Here is a 20,417-nt window from a genome sequence, read left to right on the forward strand (position 1 = left end):
GGCACTAGGTATGTAGTAGGCCGGGGAGTCAGGCCAGCGCGTACCGCAGGAAGACGAAGCCCTCGTCGTCGGTCACGACGCCCTCGAGGGCGAACCGCCGGTCCGCCTCGGCGGCGGCCTGCACGATGCGCCCGGCCTGTCCGCCGACGAACCGCGGCGCGAGCGTGACGCACACCTCATCGACGAGGTCGGCCTCCAGCAGCGCCCCGAAGAGGTGCGGACCGCCCTCGCAGAGCACCTGCGTCCACCCTCGCCGCGCGAACGCGTCGAGCATCGCGGCGAGATCGACGTCGGCCTCCCCACACGCCATCACCGATGCCACCCACTCGAAGCGCCCGCCGTCTGCGGCGGCCGCGGCATCCGTCGTCACGATCACCGGGCGCCGCACCGCCTCGGCGAAGACCGTGTCGGCCGGATCGAGGTGCAGGCCGCCGCTCACCACGGCGAGCGCGGGCTGGTCGTCGAGCCCGCGGGCGCGCCTCCACTCGACGTCCTCCTGATCGACCTTCAGCCCGCCGTAGCCTTCGGCACGCACGGTGCCGGCACCGACCAGCACGACGTCGGCCATCGCGCGCAGGACCTGCATGAGTTCGCGGTCGGTGTCGCCGCCGAGCGCGCCGCTGCGTCCATCGAGGGTGACGGCTCCGTCGGCACTCGAGACGAAGTTCATGCGCACACGCGTGCCGTCGCGGCCTCGGAGCGCATAGGCGTCGAAGAGTTCGGAGCGCGTGGGCATCAGTCGTTCCCCTCGGGTCGAGTGTTGTGCAGCTCGTAGGCGGGCCTGCGCCAGCCGAGGATCGCCTCCACCATGCGCATCGCATCGACGGTCTCGCGCACGTTGTGGGCACGCACGATGCGCGCGCCGCTCAGCGCGCAGAACACGGCAGCGGCCAGGGACCCGGGAAGGCGGTCCCCCTTCTCGCGGTCGAGCGCTTCGCCGACGAAGTCCTTGTTCGAGAGCGCCACCAGGAGCGGCGCGCCGAGCCCGGCGAGCTCGCCCAGTCGCCGGGTGAGCTCCAGGGTCTGCCGCGTGTTCTTGTTGAGGTCATGGCCGGGGTCGAGCACGATGCGCGAGTCGGGAACGCCGTGCTCCCGCGCCAGCTCGCGGCGCGCGACGAGGAACTCGGCGATGTCGCCGATCACGTCGTCGTAGTGCGGGAGCGGATGCTGCGTGCGCGGCGCCGCGAGACTGTGGGCGATCACCACCCCGGCCCCGCCTCGTGCGACCACCTCGGCCATCGCCGGATCATGCAGGCCGGTCGTGTCGTTGATGATCGCGGCGCCCGCGTCGATCGCCGCCCGCGCGACCTCGGGGTGGAACGTGTCGACGCTGACGCGTGCGACCGGCGCCAGCTCGCGCACGACGGGCACGACGCGCGCGATCTCCTCGTCGACCGGCACCGGCGGACCGGGCGCGAACTTCACGCCTCCGACGTCCACGATCTCGGCGCCGGCCTCCACGGCGGCGAAGCCCGCCGACACCGCGGCGTCGAGTGCGAACGTCGCCCCGCGGTCGTAGAAGGAGTCCGGCGTGCGGTTCACGATCGCCATCACCGCGATGTGCCGCGACAGGTCGAGCGCACCGCCCGGCAGGTCGAGCACCGGAGCGAGCAGGGCCGAGGCGGTGTCGGGGGCGAGCGTCACGGGATCAGGTCCTCCAGCGGCACATCGGGGTCACGAAGACGGTCGGGGTCGATCCGCGCGCCGGACCGGATGAGGTCCTGCACCTTGTCGTTCACGTCCCACACGTTGACGTTCATGCCCGCGACGATACGGCCGTCATCCGTCCAGAAGGCGATGAACTCGCGCGCGTCGAGATCGCCGCGCACCACGACCTCGGCATCCGTCATCAGGGGCGCGTACCCCGAGAGCTCCATGCCGAGGTCGTACTGGTCCGTGTAGAAGTACGGGATGTCGTCGAAGGATGCCGGCTTCCCGAGCATCGACCGCGCCACGACCTTGCCGGCGTTCAGCGCATTCGCCCAGTGCTCGCTACGCAGATGCCGCTGCAGCACCGGGTGGAAGGCGTTGGCGATGTCTCCTGCGGCGAACACGTCGGGCGCGCTCGTGCGCAGCGCCTCGTCGGTCAGGACCCCGTTCAGGATGTCGAGCCCCGCCTCCTCGGCGAGCGCCGTGTTCGGGGACGCCCCGACGCCGACGAGCACGAGGTCTGCGGGAAGGGTCTCGTCGTCGACGACGACACCCTCCGCGCGCCCGTCGCCGACGATGCGATCCACGCCGACCGACGTGCGCAGGTCGACACCGTGCTCGAGATGGAGCGCGCGGAAGACCTCCCCCATCTCGGCGCCGAGCGCCATCGCGAGCGGCACCGCGTCGCGCTCGAGGATCGCGACCTCGTTGCCGAAGCCGCGGGCCGTCGCGGCGACCTCCATGCCGATCCAGCCCGCGCCGATCACCACGAGTCGTCTGCCGCCTTCGCCCAGCTGCGCCCTGAGCTCGTCGGAATCGTCCAGGCGCCGCAGCGTCGTGACTCCGGGCAGGTCGTGTCCTGGCAGCGGGATCATCCGCGGTGTCGCGCCCGTCGCGAGCAGCACCGCGTCGTACGTCAGCCTCTCGCCGTCCTCGAGCTCCACCGCGTGCGCGGCGGGCTCGAGCGAGGTGACGGCGACGCCGGTGATCAGGCGGATCCCGCGCTCCTCGTACCACTCGGTGGCATGCAGGATGACGGCGTCCAGTCCTTCGCCGCCCGCGAGATACCCCTTCGAGAGCGGGGGTCGCTGGTACGGCGGATGCGCCTCGGCGGCGACGACGGTGATGTCGCCGTCGAACCCCTCGTCTCGCAGCGCCTCGGCGGCCGTTCCGCCGGCGAGGCCTCCCCCGATGATCAGCATGTGGCTCATGACGACTCCTCTCGCCTGTGTCGGCGCGTCAGACGGGGCACGCTCCGATGAATCGCGCCTGCAGCGCCAGGTCGGTGGCGAGCGCGCCGCGGAAAGCCGTGGTCGTGGTGAGGGCGGTCTCGGTGCGGACGCCTCGCGCCGACATGCACAGGTGCTCCGCCTCGACGACGACGCCGACCCCGCGGGGCTCCAGCGCGGTCTCGAGCGTGCGCGCGATCTGCACCGTGAGGGCCTCCTGCACCTGCAGCCCGCGTGCGTGGTGGGCAACGACGCGCGCGAGCTTCGAGAGCCCCACCAGGCGATCGCCGGGCACATAGCCCACGGTGGCCGTGCCGCGGAACGGCAGCAGATGATGCCGGCAGAGCGACACGAACGGGATGCCGCGCACGACGACCGGCTCGTCGTACGCGTCGTCGTTCGCGAAAGTGGTCATCTCGAACGGCTCGGGCGTGATCATCTCGATGAACGCGTCGGCGACGCGCCGGGGAGTCTCGACGAGGTCGCCCTCGTCCGGATCGAAGCCGAGTGCCGCCAGCAGATCGCCGACGGCGACCATCGCCGCGTCACGATCGATCGGAGCCTCGTCGGGCAGGGCGTGCAGCGCCGTCGCGTGCGCCGGGGTCGACATCATCCCCACTCCTTCGTGTTGAGCACGATCGGCTCGTCTGACCCCGACGCTAGAACTCTCGGATTCTTTTGTCAAGATTCCTGGTTTTAGAGGTAGACTCACGCCGTGAGCATCCTCACCCCCAACCGCGCCGAGGCGGTCGCGGCACTCGCCGACCCGCAGCGCCGCGAGCTGTACCGCCTCGCGACCGAGCGTCCGATCGGCCGCGACGAGGCTGCGGCCGCGCTCGGGATGCCGCGGAGCACGGCGGCGGTGAACCTCGACCGGCTGGCGGAGGCCGGCCTCCTGACGGTCTCGTACGAGAGGCGTTCCGGTCGCACGGGCCCGGGCGCGGGGCGCCCGGCGAAGCTCTACCGCGCCGCCGACGCCGAGCTCGCCGCCACCATCCCGGAACGCCACTACGAGCTCGCCGGGGAGCTGCTCGCCGCCGCGGCGGCGGAGGCCGACGAACGAGGGGTGCCGGTGCGCGATGCGCTCGACGCCGGGGCATTCGCCGCAGGCGCTGCGATCGGCGCCGGGTGCGCCGACCTCGAGGCGGCGCTGACCCTGTGCGGCTACGCGCCACGCGCGAAGGACACGCTCCCTTCGGACGGCGCGGAGGACGCAGCATCCACCGATCTGGTGCTCGAGAACTGCCCCTTCCACGCCCTCGCGACCCGGCACACCGCCCTCATCTGCGGGGCGAACCTCGAGCTGGTGCGGGGCCTCACGACCGCCACCGGCGACGAGCGGACGCCCGTGCTCGCGCCCACGGCGGGCCGTTGCTGCGTCGAGATCCGGGACAGCGCCCGCTGACGGATTCTCGGCCGCGTCGCCGGATATCCAGACGCCGCATCGGTTCCGCCGACATAATGAGGGCATGACCGCACCGCGCATCCTCGTCGTGGACGACGAACCGAACATCCGCGACCTGCTGATCACGAGCCTGCGATTCGCCGGATTCCAGGTACGGGCCGTCTCGAACGGCGCCCAGACGATCTCGGCGGTGCTCGAGGAGGAGCCGGATCTCATCATCCTCGACGTGATGCTGCCCGACATGAACGGGTTCAGCGTCACCAAGCGCCTCCGCGGCGCCGGCTACACCGCGCCGATCCTCTTCCTCACCGCCAAGGACGAGACCGAAGACAAGATCACCGGCCTCAACGCCGGCGGCGACGACTACGTCACCAAACCCTTCAGCCTCGACGAGATCGTCGCCCGCATCCAGGCGATCCTGCGCCGCACGATGCAGGCCGACGAGGAGTCCGTGATCCGTGCCGGCGAGATCACGATGGACCAGGACACCCACGACGTGCAGGTGGGCGACGCGTCCATCGACCTCAGCCCCACCGAGTTCAAGCTCCTGCGCTACCTCATGCTCAACCCCAACCGCGTGCTGTCGAAGGCCCAGATCCTCGACCACGTCTGGGAGTACGACTTCAACGGCGACGCCGGCATCGTCGAGAGCTACATCTCGTACCTGCGCCGCAAGATCGACCCGCACTCGTCCGAGCCGCTCATCCAGACCAAGCGCGGCTTCGGCTACATGCTGAAGGCCGGCAAGACCGCTTAGCCTGGAAGCGCCGCCCGGCGCGGCAGCAAGCGAGGGGGACGATCTGGCGCACAAGCCCGACGCGATCACCCGGTGGTGGCGCGGCACGAGTCTGCGCGCGAAGGTCACCGGGGTGACCGTCGCGCTCCTCGGGATCGGACTCATCGCCGCCGGCGTCGGCACCGCGCTCTTCCTGCGCAACTCGCTGATCGACGGCGTCGAGACCCAGCTCGTCGCCCTCGCCCGCACCGAAGCGGGGGCTCCGCTGCTCGAGTTCTCCTCCGTCGATGGGCGCCTCGACGTGGAGAAGAAGGAGGGCACCGCCGACGTCGACTACTTCGTCGCCGTCTACGAGCCGACGACGCCGCAGGACAACCTCCTCGCGCTGGTCGGCGGACGCGGCGGCCCATCGCCCGACGTGCCCCTCACGCTGACACCGGAGCAGGCGGTCACCAAGGAGCTGCAGATCACCCAGCTCATGTCGAAAGACGGCGAAGCGGAGTTCCTCGCCACCGTCTCGACCCAGCCGTCCGAGGACACCGGCATCCTCTACCCCCAACTCGTCGCCCTTCCCCTGGCGAGCGTGAACCGCACGATCGCGCAGTACATCGGCATCTACTCGATCCTCGCGCTCGTGGTCCTCATCGCCGGCGCCGTGGCGACGCGCTTCCTCGTCACCCTCACCTTCCGCAGCCTCGGCCAGGTCGAGTCGACCGCCGACGCCATCGCGGGCGGCGACTTCAGCCTGCGCATGACCGACATCGAGCCGACGACGACCGAGGTCGGCCGCCTCAAGACCGCGATCAACGCGATGCTCGACCGCGTCGACGCGGCGCTCTCGCAGCGCGACTCGACGGTGCGCCAGATGCGGCGGTTCGTCGGCGACGCAAGCCACGAGCTGCGCACCCCGCTGGTCACGGTGCGGGGCTACGCCGAGCTGTACCGCATGGGGGCCATCCGCGGCGACGAAGACATCGCCCAGTCGATGGAGCGCATCGAGAAGGAGGCGATCCGCATGGGCGTCCTGGTCGAGGACCTGCTCGCGCTCGCCCGGCTCGACGAGCGCCGCGACGTCGTGATCGGCCCCGTCGACCTGCGCCCCATCGCCCGGGACGCCGCCCTCGACGTGCGCGCCGCCTCGCCGATGCGCCCGGTCACCGTCATCGACACCACGATCGGCGAGCCCGCACTGCCGCCCGAGGACGAGGCATCCGTCCCGCCCGAGACGAAGCGCCGTGCCGGCGGGCCATCCGCCATCTCGCGTGCAGGCGCGACGCTGTCGCTGCTGCGCCGCCGCCCGAAGCCGGTGCCCGCGGCGGGCGCCGCGGCGAGTGCGGCGCTGCCGACGATCCTTCCCGACGCCGAGCCGGAGCCGGCCGCCGACGGACTCCTGCCGGTGGTGCTCGGCGACGAGAATCGCATCCGTCAGGTCGTGACGAACCTGCTGGGGAACGCGCGGCGGTACTCGTCGGACGAGTCCCCCGTCGAGCTGCGCATCGGCGTCGACGTGCGCGACCGCATGGGGTGGATCGAGGTGATCGACCACGGCGAGGGCGTGCCCGACCAGATCAAGGACAAGATCTTCCAGCGCTTCTGGCGGGCCGACACGTCGCGCACACGTGAGACCGGCGGGTCGGGTCTGGGCCTGTCGATCGTCGCGTCGATCGTCGAGGCGCTGCACGGTTCGGTCGGGGTCGTCGACACGCCGGGCGGCGGTGCGACGTTCCGCGTGGCGTTCCCGCTCGCCGACGCGCGCGACGCTGCCGAGCACGTCGACCTCGCGACCCAGCCGATGGCGAGGCTCGCCGACGCTTCCGAGTGAGCGTCTCCTCCCCAGCCGCCGCCCCCGACGCATCGTGCACAACTGACGACGGACGCCTCGGCCCGCCTCGTCGGACGCCTAGCCTGGCCTCACCGCGGTTCGGCATCCGGCCGCCGCACGTTGATCAGGAGCCCCGAATGGCCGTCTTCACCGTCGACAGCGACAGCATCCTCACCTCGACCGCCACGGTGCGCGGCACGATCGACCGGCTGCAGGCGGAGTCGAACGCGATGCTCGCGCAGCTCACGCAGCTGCAGTCCTCGTGGACCGGGTCGGCCTCGGCCGCCTTCGCCGGAGTGGTGGAGCAGTGGCGCGCGACGCAGCGTCAGGTCGAGGAGTCGCTGACCAGCATCAACGCCGCGCTCGCGGCGGCCGGCCGCCAGTACGCCGACACCGAGCTCTCCACCACGAGCCTGTTCCGCTGACCCCCACCGGAACGCAGAACGGCCCCTCCGCGAGGAGGGGCCGTTCTGTGAACGCGTTACGCGGTCGTGGAGTTCTGGATCAGAAGTCCATGCCACCGGTCGGGTCGCCGACGGGAGCGGCGGCCTTCTCGGGCTTGTCGGCGACGACGGCCTCGGTCGTGAGGAACAGGCCGGCGATCGACGCGGCGTTCTGCAGCGCCGAACGGGTCACCTTGGCGGGGTCGATGATGCCCTGCTGGAACAGGTCACCGTACTCGCCCGTGGCCGCGTTGAGGCCGTGGCCCAGCGGGAGCTCCGAGACCTTGTTCGCCACGACGCCCGGCTCGAGACCGGCGTTGAGGGCGATCTGCTTCAGCGGAGCCTCGATCGCGACGCGCACGATGTTGGCACCGGTCGCCTCGTCACCCGAGAGCTCGAGCGAGTCGAGAGCCTTGCGGCCCGACTGGATGAGCGCGACGCCACCACCGGCGACGATGCCCTCCTCGACAGCAGCCTTCGCGTTGCGGACGGCGTCCTCGATGCGGTGCTTGCGCTCCTTGAGCTCGACCTCGGTGGCCGCGCCCGCCTTGATGACGGCGACGCCGCCGGCGAGCTTGGCGAGGCGCTCCTGGAGCTTCTCGCGGTCGTAGTCGCTGTCGGTGTTGTCGATCTCGCGGCGGATCTGGGTCACGCGACCCTCGATCTGGCCCGCCTCGCCGGCACCCTCGACGATCGTGGTCTCGTCCTTGGTGACGATGACCTTGCGCGCACGGCCGAGCAGGTCGAGGGTGGCGTTCTCGAGCTTGAGACCGACCTCCTCGGTGATGACCTGGCCGCCGGTGAGGATCGCGATGTCCTGCAGCTGCGCCTTGCGACGGTCGCCGAAGCCGGGAGCCTTGACGGCGACCGACTTGAAGATGCCGCGGATCTTGTTGAGCACGAGGGTCGCGAGAGCCTCACCCTCGACGTCCTCGGCGATGATGACGAGCTCCTTGCCGTCCTGGATCACCTTGTCGACGACGGGCAGAAGGTCCTTGATGTTCGAGATCTTCTGGTTCGCGATGAGGATGTACGGGTCCTCGAAGACCGCCTCCTGGCGCTCCGGGTCCGTGACGAAGTAGGGGTTGATGTAACCCTTGTCGAAGCGCATGCCCTCGGTGAGCTCGAGCTCGGTGCCGAAGGTCTGCGACTCCTCGACGGTGACGACGCCCTCCTTGCCGACCTTGTCGATCGCCTCGGCGATGAGCTGGCCGATCTCCGGGTCAGCGGCCGAGATGGACGCGGTCGCGGCGATCTGGTCCTTGGACTCGACCTCCTTGGCCGACTCGAGCAGCTCAGCGGTGATGGCCGCGACAGCCTTCTCGATGCCCTTCTTGAGCGAGATAGGGTCGGCGCCGGCCGCGACGTTGCGCAGGCCCTCGCGCACGAGCGCCTGGGCGAGAACCGTGGCGGTGGTGGTGCCGTCACCGGCGACGTCGTCGGTCTTCTTGGCGACCTCCTTGACGAGCTCCGCGCCGATCTTCTCGTACGGGTCGTCCAGCTCGATCTCCTTGGCGATCGAGACACCGTCGTTCGTGATCGTGGGGGCGCCCCACTTCTTCTCGAGCACGACGTTGCGACCGCGCGGGCCGAGCGTCACCTTGACGGCGTCGGCCAGGGTGTTCAGGCCACGCTCGAGGCCGCGACGGGCCTCCTCGTCGAAAGCGATGATCTTTGCCATGTGTGTGTCGTCCCTCCGGAACGTTGGCTGGGGTATTAGCACTCAACAAACGCGAGTGCTAAATCATTCTGGCACTCGACCCTATCGAGTGCAAGCCGCGATGACGGATGCCGAAACGCAAGGAGACGGGACGCCTTTCGGCATCCCGTCTCCGGTGTCGGTTCAGCGTCGGGCGCTGAGCCGGGCGCTCAGACGACGCGCACGGACTCGGCCTGCGGCCCCTTCTGGCCGGAGCCGACCGTGAATTCCACGGTCTGCCCTTCCTCCAGCACGCGGAATCCCGACATGTCGATGTTCGAGTAGTGGACGAAGACGTCCTGGCCGTCGGCGACGGTGATGAAGCCGAATCCCTTCTCGGCGTTGAACCATTTGACGGTGCCCTGGGTCATGCGTATCTCCTGTTGCCGGCGGTGCAGGGCTTCATCGTATGCAGGCGAAATCGCGGGATCCGCGCGTTTCGTCACTTGTTGACATGCAGGCACACAAGTGTTTACCCGCGCGAAACACGCGCTCGGCGGGTCAGGGCGTAGGGGCCGGTGTCTGTCCCGCAGCGGTGCGGTCCAGACCGATCACGACCGTGAGCTGCGGCACGCCCTCCGTGGTCGCGGGGTACGCCTCGCTCTGCTCGATCTCGGCGCCTCCGATGACGCCGGCGAGGCCCACGGCCGCGGCTTCGTCAGCCGGATCGACGTAGAAGACGGTGGTCGTCGGGAAGTCCTGCGAGCCGGCCTCGCCCGCGGTCACCTTGTCGTCCGTCCAGCCCGCACCCACGACGACGTCCTTCATCTGCGTCGCGAGGCCCTGCTCGGGGGTCGCGTTGAGGATCATGACGTCGTAGTTCACGTCCACGACGGGCGTGACCTCGGGGACCGGCTCGACGGTCGGGGTGGGCGTCGGGACCAGCTCGATGCGTCCGGAGGCCAGCAGCGTGCCGAAGATGCCCACGACGATGAGCACGACGGTGGCCAGTGCGGCCCACAGCAGGACGACCCATCCGCGCATGCGCGGGTTCTCGGCCCGGTGGGCGCCGACGCGATCCGTCTCCGGCACATCGTCGAAACGATCCCGGGGGTAGCTGGTGGTCGGCACCCGTCGATGCTACCTGCCGAACCCTGGGCGTCCTGCGCGGGCCCGCCCGCGTGGCGCGGAGCGGCGACTCAGCGCGCGTCGGCGGCGCGGCCGGCGCGCTCGCGCAGACGGGCCTCTTGCAGCCGGCGGAGCCGCTTCACGAGCATCGGGTCGTGCTCCTGCGCGTCGGTCGTGTCGATGAGGCGGCCGAGCAGCTGGTAGTACCGCGCCGGCGACAGGCCGAGGTCGGAGCGGATCGCCTCCTCCTTGGCACCCGCGTGCCGGCGCCACTCGGCCTCGAAGTCGAGGATGGCGCGGTCGCGGTCGGTCAGAGGCACGCCTCCACGCTAGCCCGCGGCATCCGTTCCTCCCGTGCGCCACGCGCGCCAGTGCACGAACGAGCCGAGCGGGTCGACCGCGGCGAGCGCTTCGCCGTCCCGGCCGAGCGCGAAGCCGCCCCACGACGCGGCGTCGACGGGAGGCCGCCACCGGTCGTGCAGCGCGGGAGGGTCGATCGTGATCCAGACCGCGTCGAGGGTGCGCACGGCGTCGAGGAGGCGTTCGCGTCCGGCACGCGGGATGTGCGGCAGGACCCCCGGCGTCGTGACGACGAGCGTCGCACCGGTGGGCGCGAGCGCGGCGGCCGCGCGCAGCACCTCCGGGTCGGACGCGTCGCCGGCGATCAGATGCGGCGGGTCCGCGGCGGCGATGTCGAGGGCGGCGGCGATCCGCCCCGTCCTTCCGCTCTCCCCCGGCCACACGAGGCTCGTGAGGAACCGCCGGTCGCCCTCGTGACCGGCGTCGAGCGGCTCGAGGTCGATCCCGGCGCGCCATACGACCTCCGGCAGCCGCAGCGGCGGTGCGCCGGTGATCTCGCACTCCAGCACCACCTCCGAGGTGCCGGCGTCGGGATCGAGCGCGAGGACGCCGTCGCTCCCCCGGTAGCGATACGAGTAGCGGTCGGGGTACAGGCACAGCCCGCCGCTCGCGCCGAGCTCGAGCAGCGCGATCGGGCCCTCGACCGTCGCGAGGGCCGGGAGGAGGGCCGCGCACCGCTGCGGCTCGTTGGTCTGCAGACGGCGGACGGATGCCTCGGCCACGACCTCGTCGCCGTGCCCGACGAGCCAGGCGGCCCACGCCGGGAAGGCGCCCTCGGGCGCGCCGAGCATGCGGGTCACCGCGAACACGAGCGGCGGCTGCCGCCGCGTGGCGGGGATGCGCGCGAGGGTGGCCGCGAGAGCCGGATCGGAGGCGATGCCGTCCGCCCACTCGGCGTACAGCGCCGACCGGCCGGGCGCCTCGTCGCGCGCGAAGCGCGCGTATCGCTCGATGACGGCGTCGACCTCTTCGCCCCTGGCCTCGTCCACGCCCCACATCCTCCCCCACCCCGAGCCGCCCCAGGGCACCCGCTGCTGGGGTTGAATGGAGGGTGGCCGTCGTGCGCGGCAGAGGAGGAACCATGACCTACGCCGTCGACAAGAGCGATGCCCAGTGGCGCGAAGACCTGTCCGCCGATCAGTACGCCGTGCTGCGCCAGGCGGGGACCGAGCGGCCCTGGACCGGTGAGCTGCTCGACGAGAGCCGTGCCGGCCTCTACACGTGCGCGGCCTGCGGGGCTGAGCTGTTCCAGAGCGGCACGAAGTTCGACTCGCACTGCGGCTGGCCGAGCTTCTACGAGTCGATCCGCCCGGAGGCGGTCGAGCTCATCGAGGACAACAGCCACGGCATGGTGCGCACCGAGGTGCGCTGCGCGAACTGCGGCTCGCACCTGGGCCATGTGTTCCCCGACGGCTTCGGCACCCCGACCGGCGACCGCTACTGCATGAACTCGATCTCGCTGCAGTTCACGCCCGGCGAGGGCGCGGCGTGATGTCCGGCGCGCTCGACGCCGCGCTCGCACGGCGGTCGTGGTCGAAGGTGACGGACGAGGCGCCCTCGCACGAGGAGCTCCTCGACTTCGTCGCCGCCGCCGGGCGCGTCGCCGACCACAAGTCGCTGCACCCGTGGCGGCTCATCGAGCTGCGCGGCGCCGATCGACAGCGTCTGGGCAAGGCGCTCAACAAGGCCGAGGGGCACAAGGGCTCGTCCTCGAAGCCGATGCGCGCGCCGCTGATCATCGCGGTGGTGGCGAGCTACAGCAAGACGCACAAGGTGCCGCGGTGGGAGCAGGAGGCCGTCGCCTCCGGCGTCGCGCACGTCTTGAGCCTGGTGCTCGACGAGGCCGGCTGGGGCGTCTTCTGGCGGACCGCCGGCGACCAGACCCGGTCGAAGGTCGTCGCGAAGGCCCACGGCCTCAAGAAGAACGAGGAGCTCCTGGGCTGGCTGTACGTCGGCGGCAAGCCGAAGCGGTCGCGTCCGACCCGCCGCAAGGGCGTCGACGCCACCCGCTTCGTGAGCCGCATGCCGAAGGGCTGACTCGGCGCCGCAGACCGACGCACGCGTGGGTCCGCGGTCAGCAGAAACCGGCGATCCCGTGCCATGCGGGGTGGTTCCCCCGAACGCCGTCGCGGAGCACCGCCGCCTCGATCAGCCCGTACGGGCGGTCGGCGGCATAGAAGACCTCGTTGGGGTTGTCGAGCCCGAACGGCGTCAGGTCCACCGCGAAATGGTGCAGGTTCGGCATCGAGAAGCGGATCTCGTCGATCTCGGTACGGCCCTCGAGCACCCGCCGGCCCATCTCGTACAGGGTCTGCTGGAGCGCGAGCGAGTGCGTCTCGGCGAACGCCTCGAGCAGCAGCCGGCGCACCTCGGCGAACGACTCGTCGAACCCGACGTCGAGGCGGTTGTAGCGCCACCTCGCGGTGACGGACGTCGCGAGGATGCGGTCGTCGGTGTCGGCGAGCGTCGTGTACCGGTCGCGCACGAAACCGTGGAACTCCGACCCGGCGGACTTCAGCACCGCGAGGTCGCGCAGCCCCGAGATGACGGTCGCCTCGGGTCCGACGAACGTGACCACGGCCGTGCGGATCTCGGTGCCGCCTCGCACGAACGAGTGGTCGTGCCCCTCGCCGTCGACCGGGATGCGGTTCCAGGTGTACTGCTCGGCCTCCCAGCGTCCGCCGGTGACCCCGTCGAACTCCCCGATGAAGTGGCGTCCGAGCCGCAGCAGGAACTCCTCGGGCGTGCCGACGCCGTCGCGGGCGAAGGCGAACACCGTGTTCTTCTGCGTGTCGGTGGCGACGATCCGCGCGTTATCCCCCTCGATGTGGGCGGCGGTGAAGTCGCCACGCAGCTGCGACGTCACGTCGAGGTCGGTGATCGTGTGCCGCTGACCGCCCCGGTCGACCCGCACGAGGCGCACCTCGGCCTTGCCGTACTGGTTCGCGCCGAGGACGATCGCGGGCTCGGACATGTCAGTTCCCCCGATAGGTCGAGTATGCGAACGGGCTGAGCAGCAGGGGCACGTGGTAGTGCTGCGCGGAGTCGGCGACCGCGACGTCGATCGACACGACCGGGTAGAACGTCGCGCGCCCCGTCGCGGCGAAGAAGTCGCCGGTCGCGAACGTGAGCCGGTACGTGCCGGCGTCCAGGCGCTCGGGTCCGAGATCCGAGATCCGGCCGTTCTCGTCTGTCACCCCGGACGCGATCTCGGCTCCGTCGGCCGCGGTCAGCACGACGCCGACGCCGCGCGCAGGGCCTCCGAGCGCAGCATCCAGCACGTGCGTCGTGATCTGGCTCATGAACCGATGATCCCTTCGAGTCGGAGGACGGCGATCTGCCGCAGCTGCTCCGCCACGACCGGGATCTCCTCCTCCTCAGTGTGGGCCAGCCGCTCGCTCAGCGCACCGAGGATCTCGTCGGCGCTGCGCCCGGCCGCCCGGATGAGGAAGACCCGCGAGAACTTCTCCTCGTAGGCCCGGTTGCCGGCGGCGAGCGCCGCGGCGACGTCGGCGGACGGCATCCCGATCCCCGCCTGTTCGGATCGCGAGAGGGATGCCTCGGCTCCGCCTCCGCTCGCGCGCTCGCCGATGCGGGGGTGGTGGGCGAGGGCGCCGTCGATCTCGGCCGGCGTCCACCGCGGGGCGCTCGTGCGGGCCGCCGCGAGGAGCTCCGCCGTCGTCGCGTAGGGGCGCGCTTCGACGACGGCATCGACCCACCGGTCGAGGTCGACGCACGGGCGCACCACGGCTCGCGCGGCTTCGGCGTCGAGGCGGTTGAACGCGTCCAGCTCCATCGCTGCAGCGTGCCTGGGTGAGGGTGGGCTCAGGCGGCGAGCTGGGCGCGGAGGCGGTCCACGTGGCCGTTGGGATCGACCCGGTACTCGGCGGACTGCACCGTGCCCTCGGCATCCAGCACGAAAGTCGAGCGGATGAGGCCCACGCGCTCCTCACCGTTCACGACCTTGGTCCCCCACGCGCCCCACGCCTCGGCGACGGCGTGGTCCTCGTCGGAGAGGAGCGGGAATTGCAGCTGCTCGGCCTCGGCCCACTCCGCGAGCCGCTCGACCGAGTCGGGCGAGACCCCGACGACGGCGACGCCCGCCGCCTGCAGCGAGGCGAGGTTGTCGCGGAAGTCGCACGCCTCGGTCGTGCAGCCGGGCGTGAACGCGGCCGGGTAGAAGTAGACGATGACACGGCGGCCGGCGAAGTCCTCCGGTCGCACCACCGTGCCGGTCGAGTCGGGCAGCGCGAACCCGGGGTTCGCGTCGCCCTCGTTCAGGCGGATGTCGGCCATGTCGTCGGTCCCTTCGATGGTTCGTCGCTCGGCGTCGCCGGTCACGAGGTCGGGTGCACCCCGAACGCGAGAGCCAGCTTCTCGATCTTCTGCGCCCGCCCGAGCCGGGGCAAGTCGCTGCCGTCGCGGATCACGCGACCGCGGCCCTCGAAGTCGGCGAGGAAGTCCAGTGCCCACAGCACCTCGCTCGGCGTGGGGCAGATGACCTCGTTGATGACGGGAGCCTGCTCGGCGGCGAGGCAGAGCTTGCCGGTCATGCCCATCGACACCGTGATCGCGGAGTGCTCGCGCAGCGTCGGCATGCTGTTGCCCACGGTCGGGCCGTCAATGGGCCCGGGCAGGTTGCCCACACGGCTCGCGACGACCAGGCGCGCCCGCGGGTAGGCCATCGCCTCGGCGTCCGCGCTCATGCCGGTGTCGCGGCGGAAGTCGCCGCTGCCGAACGCGAGGCGGAAGGCACCACGGGCGCGCGCGATGTGCGCGGCGTCCTCCATGCCCAGCGCCGACTCGACGAGCGCCACGACAGGCACCGTGCCGCCGAGGCGGTCGAACGAGCTCGTCACCTGGTCGGCGGACTCGGTCTTGGCGAGCATGATGCCCAGGAGGCCGGGGAGGCCCGCAAGAGTCGCGAGGTCGTCGGCCCAGAACGGGCTCAGCGCGTCGTTGACGCGCACCCAGGCGCGACCGCCGCCACGCAGCCAGTCGGCGACGTCCTGCCGGGCCTGCGGCTTGTTGCTCGGGTCGACGGCGTCCTCGATGTCGAGCACGACGGCGTCGGCGCGCGACGCCGCCATGTCGTCGAACGACTCGGGGCGGGTCCCCGGGACGAGCAGCCACGACCGCGCGATCGCCGGGTCCACGGCGCGATGGTGCGCCGGACGCGTGGTGATCAGCGACCGCAGGCCGTCCTCCGCCTCGAGGACTTCCGCGCCACTGCCATAGGGATCTGCCGACATCTCACTCTTCTTCCGTATCGTCACGTCTCACCCGGCCGGGGAGGCCGCTGTCGGCGCTCAGGCCGCGTCGCGGCGCAGCAGGCGACCGCGGGGCTCGGCGAAGTCCACCCGCTCGCCCCGCAGGAAGGTCTCGCGCACGACGCCCGACAGGGCGCGGCCGTCGTACGGCGAGACGGGATTCTTGTGGTGCAGTTGGGCGACGTCGACGACGAACCCCTCGTCGGGTGCGAACACCGACAGGTCGGCGTCGAAGCCGAGCGCGATCCTGCCCTTGCGGGCGAGGCCCGCCAGGGCCGCCGGACGCGCCGACATCCATTCCACCACCTTCTCCAGGGAGATACCTCTTCGTCGCGCTTCGGACCACACCACCGGCAGCCCGAGCTGCAGTGACGCGACGCCGCCCCACGCGACGGCGAAGTCGCCGTCGCCGGGGTCTTTGACCTCGAGTGTGGCGGGCGAATGGTCGCTGACGATGCTGTCGATCGTCCCGTCGACCAGTCCCTCCCAGAGCCGGTCGCGGTTGACCGCCTCGCGGATCGGCGGGCAGCACTTGAAGGCGGTCGCCCCGTCCGTCACGTCCTCCGCGGTCAGGGTCAGATAGTGCGGGCAGGTCTCGACGGTGAGGCGCACGCCCTCGCGCTTGGCGGCCGCGATGAGCGGGAGCGCGTCGGACGAAGACAGGTGCAGGATGTGCGCGCGTGCTCCGGTGCGGCGGGAGCAGTCGATGACCTCGGCGATCGCGACGTCTTCGGCGGCGTGCGGGCGCGACGCGAGGAATCGGTCGTATCGCACCCCGTTCGCGTGTGGGGCGTGCTCGATCGTCGCCGCATCCTCTGCGTGCACGATGAGCAACCCGCCGAACCCGGCGAGTTCGGCCATGTCGCGCTCCATCTCCGCGGCATCGAGCGGAGGGAACTCGTCCACGCCCGAGGGCAGCAGGAAGCACTTGAACCCGAACACCCCGGCCTCGTGCAACGGGCGCAGCTCCCGCGTGTTGCCGGGGATCGCGCCACCCCAGAAGCCGACGTCCACGAACACCTGGTCGCGCGCGGTCTGGCGCTTGACCTCCAGAGCCTCCACCGAGACGGTGGGCGGAATGCTGTTGAGGGGCATGTCGACGATCGTGGTGACGCCGCCGGCCGCTGCAGCCTTCGTGGCAGAGGCGAACCCCTCCCACTCGGTGCGCCCGGGCTCGTCGACGTGCACGTGCGTGTCGACGAGGCCGGGCAGCAGCGTCTCGTCGTCCTGCAGCTCGACCTCGTCGTGTCCGCGCATTCCCGTGCCGAGCGGCTCGATCGCGACGATGGCTCCGTCCGCGACCGCGACCTCGCATGATTCGAATCCGCCGTCGATGAGCACGCGCCGGCCGCGCACGACCAGGTCGTGCCGCAGCATCCGTTCGCTCATGACATCCCCGCCGTCAGGTGAGCCGGATCTGGCGGTTGACGTCCTTGTACAGCAGGTACCGGAAGGGCTCGGGGCCGCCCGCGTAGCAGGCCTGTGGGCAGAAGGCCCGGAGCAGCATGTAATCGCCGGCCTCGCACTCGACCCAGTCGTCGTTGAGCCGGTACACCGCCTTGCCCTGCAGGACGTAGAGCCCGTGCTCCATGACGTGCGTCTCGGCGAACGGGATCGTCCCGCCGGGCTGGAAGGTGACGATGTTGACGTGCATGTCGTGCGAGAGGTCGTCGGGGTCGACGAAGCGGGTCGTCGCCCATGCGCCGTCGGTGTCGGGCATCGCGCGCGGCTCGACGTCCTGGTCGCGCGTCACGAACGACGCCGGCACCGGCACGTCATCGACCGGCTCGTAGGCCTTGCGGATCCAGTGGAAGGTCGCAGGTTCCTCGCCCTCGTTGGCCAGTGACCACGCCGCACCCGGCGCGACGAAGGCGTAACTGCCCGGGTCGAGCACGTGCCGCTCCCCCTCGAGGACGAGCGTGACCGCGCCTGTGGTGACGAACACGACGCCCTCGACGCCGCTCTCGGGCTCGGGGCGCTCGGCTCCCCCTCCGGGTGCGATCTCGACGATCAGCTGCGCGAACGTCGTCGCCGAACCCGCGACGGGCCGCGCCAGGATCCACGACCGCGTGTCCGTGAACCCCGGAAGGTTGCTCGTGACGATGTCGCGCAGCACGCCCTTCGGGATGAACGTGTACGCGGGCTTCACCACGGCGCGATCGGTGAGGAGCGCGGTCTGCGGCGGCAGGCCGCCCTGCGGCGTGTAGTAGCTCATGCGTGCCCCTCGGTCGTGGTGTGCAGTGGACGTGCGAGCGCGGCGAGTGCTGCCAGATCGAGGCCCGCGGCATCCGTCAGCTCGTCCTCGGTGACAGCCCCGCAGGCGACGCCGCGGGACACGAACGCCGCGAGCGCGCGGGCGGTCGCGGGTTCGTCGAGGATCCCCCCCTCGACCCGGTCGACGTAGGCGCGAAGGCGTGCGACGGCCGGCGCGAAGCCCTCCCGGTAGAAGAGGACGTTGGCGACGAACCGCGGCACCAGCTGCGTAGGGTGCAGGTCCCAGCCCTGGAAGAAGCCCCGCTCCAGCGAACGGCGGGTGAGGCGTGCGCTCAGACGCCAGGCCGCGCGCACCGTGTCCGCGTCGCCCACCGGGAGGATGTTCGTCGACCCGTCTGACAGCCGCACCCCGGTCTGCGCCGCGGCGACCTGCATCACGTTCTTGGCATGGTCGGCCGCCGGGTGATCCATCGATTGGTACGCCGGGGCGATGCCGAGGGCGGCGCTGTAGTCGTACGTGCCGTAGTGCAGCCCGCTCACCCGGCCCTCCGCCGCATGGATGGCCGCGGCCAGCGGCGAGGTCCCGTCCGCGGCGAGCACGATCTGCGGCGTCTCGACCTGCATCTCGAATCGCAGGCGTCCGGTCGCGAGCCCGTGGTGCTGCTCGAGGCGGTCGCAGATCCGCGCCATCGCCTCGACCTGCGCGACGGTCGTCACCTTCGGCAGGGTCAGCCGGAGGCCGTTCGGCAGATCGCCGGCTGCGAGCAGCGTCGCCAGGAACAGATCGAGAGACCGGATGCCGCGTTCCCGCGTCGCCCGCTCGAGGCCCTTGATGCGGATCCCGAAGAAGGGCGGCGCCTCGCCGCCGGCGCCCGCCTCGAGCAGCAGCTCTGCGGCGCGTCGGACGTCGGCGTCCTCGGTCTCGTCACCCCGGTCGCCGTACCCGTCCTCGAGGTCGAGGCGCAGGTCCTCGATGGGCTCGGACGCGAGCTTCGCCGTGACGAGCCCCGCGACCTCGGCACAGAACGCCTCCGGCACTCCCAGGTCGAGGGCGACGGCCTCCATGCCGCCGTGAGCCTCGACGGCATCGCGTGCCGCGGCACCCCACTCGCGAGGCAGCCCCGGCGCGTAACGGTCGGCGGCCACGTAGACGGTGTGCACAGGCTGGCGGGTGTCGTCGTCGCCGGGGTAGGCGTCCGCGAGGAGCCGGTCGGTAGGCGCGAGGAGGCGATCGATGCCGAGGAGGTCCTGGGGCGTCAGCGCGGGCGCCGCACGATCGGGCGGTCGTGCGCCGTCGTCGGCGCGCGACAGGAGGGTGCGGTGCGGCTGCGACCCCTTCGGCACGGTCTCAGCATGCCACCCCGCGGTGCGGCGCGGGGTGAGGCGACGATGTGCGCGGCGTCAGTGGCCGCGGCGCGGCATCCGTCTCCACGGCACAGCGGCCACGACCACCGACAGGATCGCCAGCGTCGACATGAGGAGCGAGGCGCCGACCGTCGGTGCGGCCTCCGTCGGCCAGAGGGCGTCGATGAGGACCGAGGTGACGACCTGCCCGACGACGGTGCCGAGGCCGAGCAGCAGGACGCCGGTGTAGGGCACGAGGGCCGCCGCGAGGAAGATGTAGGTCACACCGATGACCCCGCCGACGTACAGCCACGGATCCGACGGGAACGAGGTCGGGGGCCCCGCGATCGCGGTGTGGATGAGCTCGGCCACGCCGAGCACCGCGGTGCCGCCGATGAAGTTCACGAGGGTCGCCGTCAGCGGCGTGCCGACGCGCTGACGCAGCCGGCCGTTGACCGCCGACTGCCACGCGATGCCCGCGCCGACGAGGAACGGCAGCACCAGGAGCACCAAGGGCGCGTGGACGCCGCCGGCGAGCGACACCGCCGCGGCGAGCACCGCGAGCGCGCCGCCGACGAGGCGCGCCGGCGTGACCGCGACGACACCGGCCGGCCCGACGCCGGCTCGGTCCAGCAGCAGCCCGCTCACCGTCTGCCCGGCGACGACCCCCACCGTGAACAGGGCCACACCGATGATGCCGACGGCGAGCGACTGCGTGGCGACCGAGAGCGCGCCGGCGACGCCGCCGCACAGCATCCAGATCGGGATCCTCCGCTCGCGCAGCCCCGTCACCAGCGCGCCGAATCCGCGGCGTCCCTGCGGCAGCGCGGCCGACAGCACCACGAGGACGATCAGCCCCGAGCCGAACGAGATCACGGCAGCGGCGAACCCGTCGCCGATGCGGACGCCGAGCTGGCCGTTGATGCGCGCCTGCACGGCGGTGAGGATGCCGATGAGTGCGGCGCCGCCCAGGCCGATCCATGCGGGCAGGCGGCGTGCGGTCACCCGATCCATCCTCTCCTGCCCGCGCGACGGGAGCCGGCCACGGGGCGCGGACCCGCGGCGACGGGTCGCCGGAAACTGGAGCCGACTACGGGACTTGAACCCGTAACCCCCGTATTACAAGTACGGTGCGCTACCAATTGCGCCAAGTCGGCAGAGCGCCCAGTCTAGCGGC

At 71.3% G+C, this 20,417-nt stretch carries 24 protein-coding genes and 1 tRNA gene; 6 read left to right on the forward strand and 19 right to left on the reverse strand.

Annotation, left to right across the window (positions count from 1 at the left end):
- Positions 1–28 precede the first annotated feature (28 nt).
- From ACLBXX_RS09675 to folE, 4 genes are read right to left on the reverse strand one after another with little or no spacing between them, the layout of a single operon-like run.
- Positions 29–736 carry a pyrimidine reductase family protein gene (locus ACLBXX_RS09675; RefSeq protein WP_447657857.1) on the reverse strand — a complete coding sequence of 236 codons (708 nt, stop codon included), beginning with the start codon at positions 734–736 and terminating at the stop codon, positions 29–31.
- Entirely contained in the window at positions 736–1,644 is a 909-nt protein-coding gene (gene folP, locus ACLBXX_RS09680) for a dihydropteroate synthase (RefSeq protein WP_447657858.1), read from the reverse strand. Before folP ends, ACLBXX_RS09675 begins: the two co-directional genes overlap by 1 nt.
- Complete coding sequence (locus ACLBXX_RS09685; RefSeq protein ID WP_447657859.1) at positions 1,641–2,861, reverse strand: NAD(P)/FAD-dependent oxidoreductase; 1,221 nt, start codon at positions 2,859–2,861, stop codon at positions 1,641–1,643. Before ACLBXX_RS09685 ends, folP begins: the two co-directional genes overlap by 4 nt.
- Positions 2,862–2,889: 28 nt before the next feature.
- Positions 2,890–3,492, reverse strand: a complete 603-nt coding sequence (gene folE / locus ACLBXX_RS09690) for a GTP cyclohydrolase I (RefSeq protein WP_447657860.1) — start codon at positions 3,490–3,492, stop codon at positions 2,890–2,892.
- A gap of 102 nt (positions 3,493–3,594) precedes the next feature.
- Between folE and ACLBXX_RS09695 the strand changes: the two genes are divergently transcribed.
- The 4 genes from ACLBXX_RS09695 to ACLBXX_RS09710 all read left to right on the forward strand — a co-directional run bounded on the left by ACLBXX_RS09695 (position 3,595) and on the right by ACLBXX_RS09710 (position 7,267).
- Entirely contained in the window at positions 3,595–4,284 is a 690-nt protein-coding gene (locus tag ACLBXX_RS09695; RefSeq protein WP_447657861.1) for a helix-turn-helix transcriptional regulator, read from the forward strand.
- Positions 4,285–4,348: 64 nt separating this feature from the next.
- On the forward strand, positions 4,349–5,041 hold the full coding sequence (locus ACLBXX_RS09700; protein ID WP_045298162.1) for a response regulator transcription factor: 693 nt from the start codon (positions 4,349–4,351) through the stop codon (positions 5,039–5,041).
- 112 nt (positions 5,042–5,153) lie between these two features.
- Positions 5,154–6,842 (forward strand): sensor histidine kinase, encoded by a 1,689-nt coding sequence (locus tag ACLBXX_RS09705; RefSeq protein WP_447657862.1) that lies wholly within the window; start codon positions 5,154–5,156, stop codon positions 6,840–6,842.
- Positions 6,843–6,979: 137 nt separating this feature from the next.
- A complete protein-coding gene (locus tag ACLBXX_RS09710) occupies positions 6,980–7,267 on the forward strand; it encodes a WXG100 family type VII secretion target (RefSeq protein ID WP_447657863.1) in 288 nt (95 codons plus the stop codon).
- 79 nt (positions 7,268–7,346) lie between these two features.
- On the opposite strand, the gene groL is transcribed toward ACLBXX_RS09710, so the two are convergent.
- From groL to ACLBXX_RS09735, 5 genes are all read right to left on the reverse strand, one after another.
- A complete protein-coding gene (gene groL / locus ACLBXX_RS09715; protein WP_387147081.1) occupies positions 7,347–8,966 on the reverse strand; it encodes a chaperonin GroEL in 1,620 nt (539 codons plus the stop codon).
- Between the two features lie 188 nt (positions 8,967–9,154).
- Positions 9,155–9,355: a cold-shock protein gene (locus ACLBXX_RS09720; protein WP_045298154.1), complete on the reverse strand. Its 201-nt coding sequence runs from the start codon at positions 9,353–9,355 to the stop codon at positions 9,155–9,157.
- 130 nt (positions 9,356–9,485) lie between these two features.
- Positions 9,486–10,055: a LytR C-terminal domain-containing protein gene (locus ACLBXX_RS09725; RefSeq protein ID WP_447657864.1), complete on the reverse strand. Its 570-nt coding sequence runs from the start codon at positions 10,053–10,055 to the stop codon at positions 9,486–9,488.
- 68 nt (positions 10,056–10,123) lie between these two features.
- Positions 10,124–10,372 (reverse strand): DUF3263 domain-containing protein, encoded by a 249-nt coding sequence (locus ACLBXX_RS09730; protein WP_447657865.1) that lies wholly within the window; start codon positions 10,370–10,372, stop codon positions 10,124–10,126.
- A 9-nt stretch (positions 10,373–10,381) separates the two neighbouring features.
- A complete protein-coding gene (locus ACLBXX_RS09735) occupies positions 10,382–11,401 on the reverse strand; it encodes a DUF2332 family protein (protein ID WP_447657866.1) in 1,020 nt (339 codons plus the stop codon).
- 92 nt (positions 11,402–11,493) lie between these two features.
- Here ACLBXX_RS09735 and msrB point away from each other — a divergent pair, with 92 nt between their 5' ends.
- Entirely contained in the window at positions 11,494–11,904 is a 411-nt protein-coding gene (gene msrB / locus ACLBXX_RS09740; RefSeq protein ID WP_387147094.1) for a peptide-methionine (R)-S-oxide reductase MsrB, read from the forward strand.
- Complete coding sequence (locus tag ACLBXX_RS09745) at positions 11,904–12,449, forward strand: nitroreductase family protein (protein ID WP_447657867.1); 546 nt, start codon at positions 11,904–11,906, stop codon at positions 12,447–12,449. Before msrB ends, ACLBXX_RS09745 begins: the two co-directional genes overlap by 1 nt.
- A 37-nt stretch (positions 12,450–12,486) precedes the next feature.
- Here ACLBXX_RS09745 and pucL read toward each other — a convergent pair whose 3' ends face one another.
- The 10 genes from pucL to ACLBXX_RS09795 form a co-directional block, all read right to left on the reverse strand.
- Positions 12,487–13,386 (reverse strand): factor-independent urate hydroxylase, encoded by a 900-nt coding sequence (gene pucL, locus ACLBXX_RS09750; RefSeq protein ID WP_447657868.1) that lies wholly within the window; start codon positions 13,384–13,386, stop codon positions 12,487–12,489.
- Position 13,387: 1 nt separating this feature from the next.
- Entirely contained in the window at positions 13,388–13,714 is a 327-nt protein-coding gene (gene uraH, locus ACLBXX_RS09755) for a hydroxyisourate hydrolase (RefSeq protein ID WP_447657869.1), read from the reverse strand.
- On the reverse strand, positions 13,711–14,208 hold the full coding sequence (gene uraD / locus ACLBXX_RS09760) for a 2-oxo-4-hydroxy-4-carboxy-5-ureidoimidazoline decarboxylase (RefSeq protein ID WP_447657870.1): 498 nt from the start codon (positions 14,206–14,208) through the stop codon (positions 13,711–13,713). The genes uraH and uraD overlap by 4 nt, the downstream gene beginning before the upstream one ends.
- A gap of 29 nt (positions 14,209–14,237) precedes the next feature.
- A complete protein-coding gene (gene bcp, locus ACLBXX_RS09765) occupies positions 14,238–14,708 on the reverse strand; it encodes a thioredoxin-dependent thiol peroxidase (RefSeq protein WP_447657871.1) in 471 nt (156 codons plus the stop codon).
- 41 nt (positions 14,709–14,749) lie between these two features.
- Entirely contained in the window at positions 14,750–15,664 is a 915-nt protein-coding gene (locus tag ACLBXX_RS09770; protein ID WP_447657872.1) for an HpcH/HpaI aldolase/citrate lyase family protein, read from the reverse strand.
- A gap of 57 nt (positions 15,665–15,721) precedes the next feature.
- Complete coding sequence (gene allB / locus ACLBXX_RS09775) at positions 15,722–17,071, reverse strand: allantoinase AllB (RefSeq protein ID WP_447657873.1); 1,350 nt, start codon at positions 17,069–17,071, stop codon at positions 15,722–15,724.
- A gap of 13 nt (positions 17,072–17,084) precedes the next feature.
- Positions 17,085–17,897, reverse strand: a complete 813-nt coding sequence (locus ACLBXX_RS09780; RefSeq protein ID WP_447657874.1) for a bifunctional allantoicase/(S)-ureidoglycine aminohydrolase — start codon at positions 17,895–17,897, stop codon at positions 17,085–17,087.
- Positions 17,894–19,156 (reverse strand): DUF6986 family protein, encoded by a 1,263-nt coding sequence (locus ACLBXX_RS09785; protein WP_447657894.1) that lies wholly within the window; start codon positions 19,154–19,156, stop codon positions 17,894–17,896. Before ACLBXX_RS09785 ends, ACLBXX_RS09780 begins: the two co-directional genes overlap by 4 nt.
- Positions 19,157–19,297: 141 nt before the next feature.
- A complete protein-coding gene (locus tag ACLBXX_RS09790) occupies positions 19,298–20,254 on the reverse strand; it encodes a DMT family transporter (protein WP_447657875.1) in 957 nt (318 codons plus the stop codon).
- Positions 20,255–20,321: 67 nt separating this feature from the next.
- Positions 20,322–20,397: transfer RNA gene (locus tag ACLBXX_RS09795), tRNA-Thr, on the reverse strand.
- Positions 20,398–20,417: the final 20 nt, after the last annotated feature.

This window comes from Microbacterium sp. C23T, from assembly GCF_053345975.1.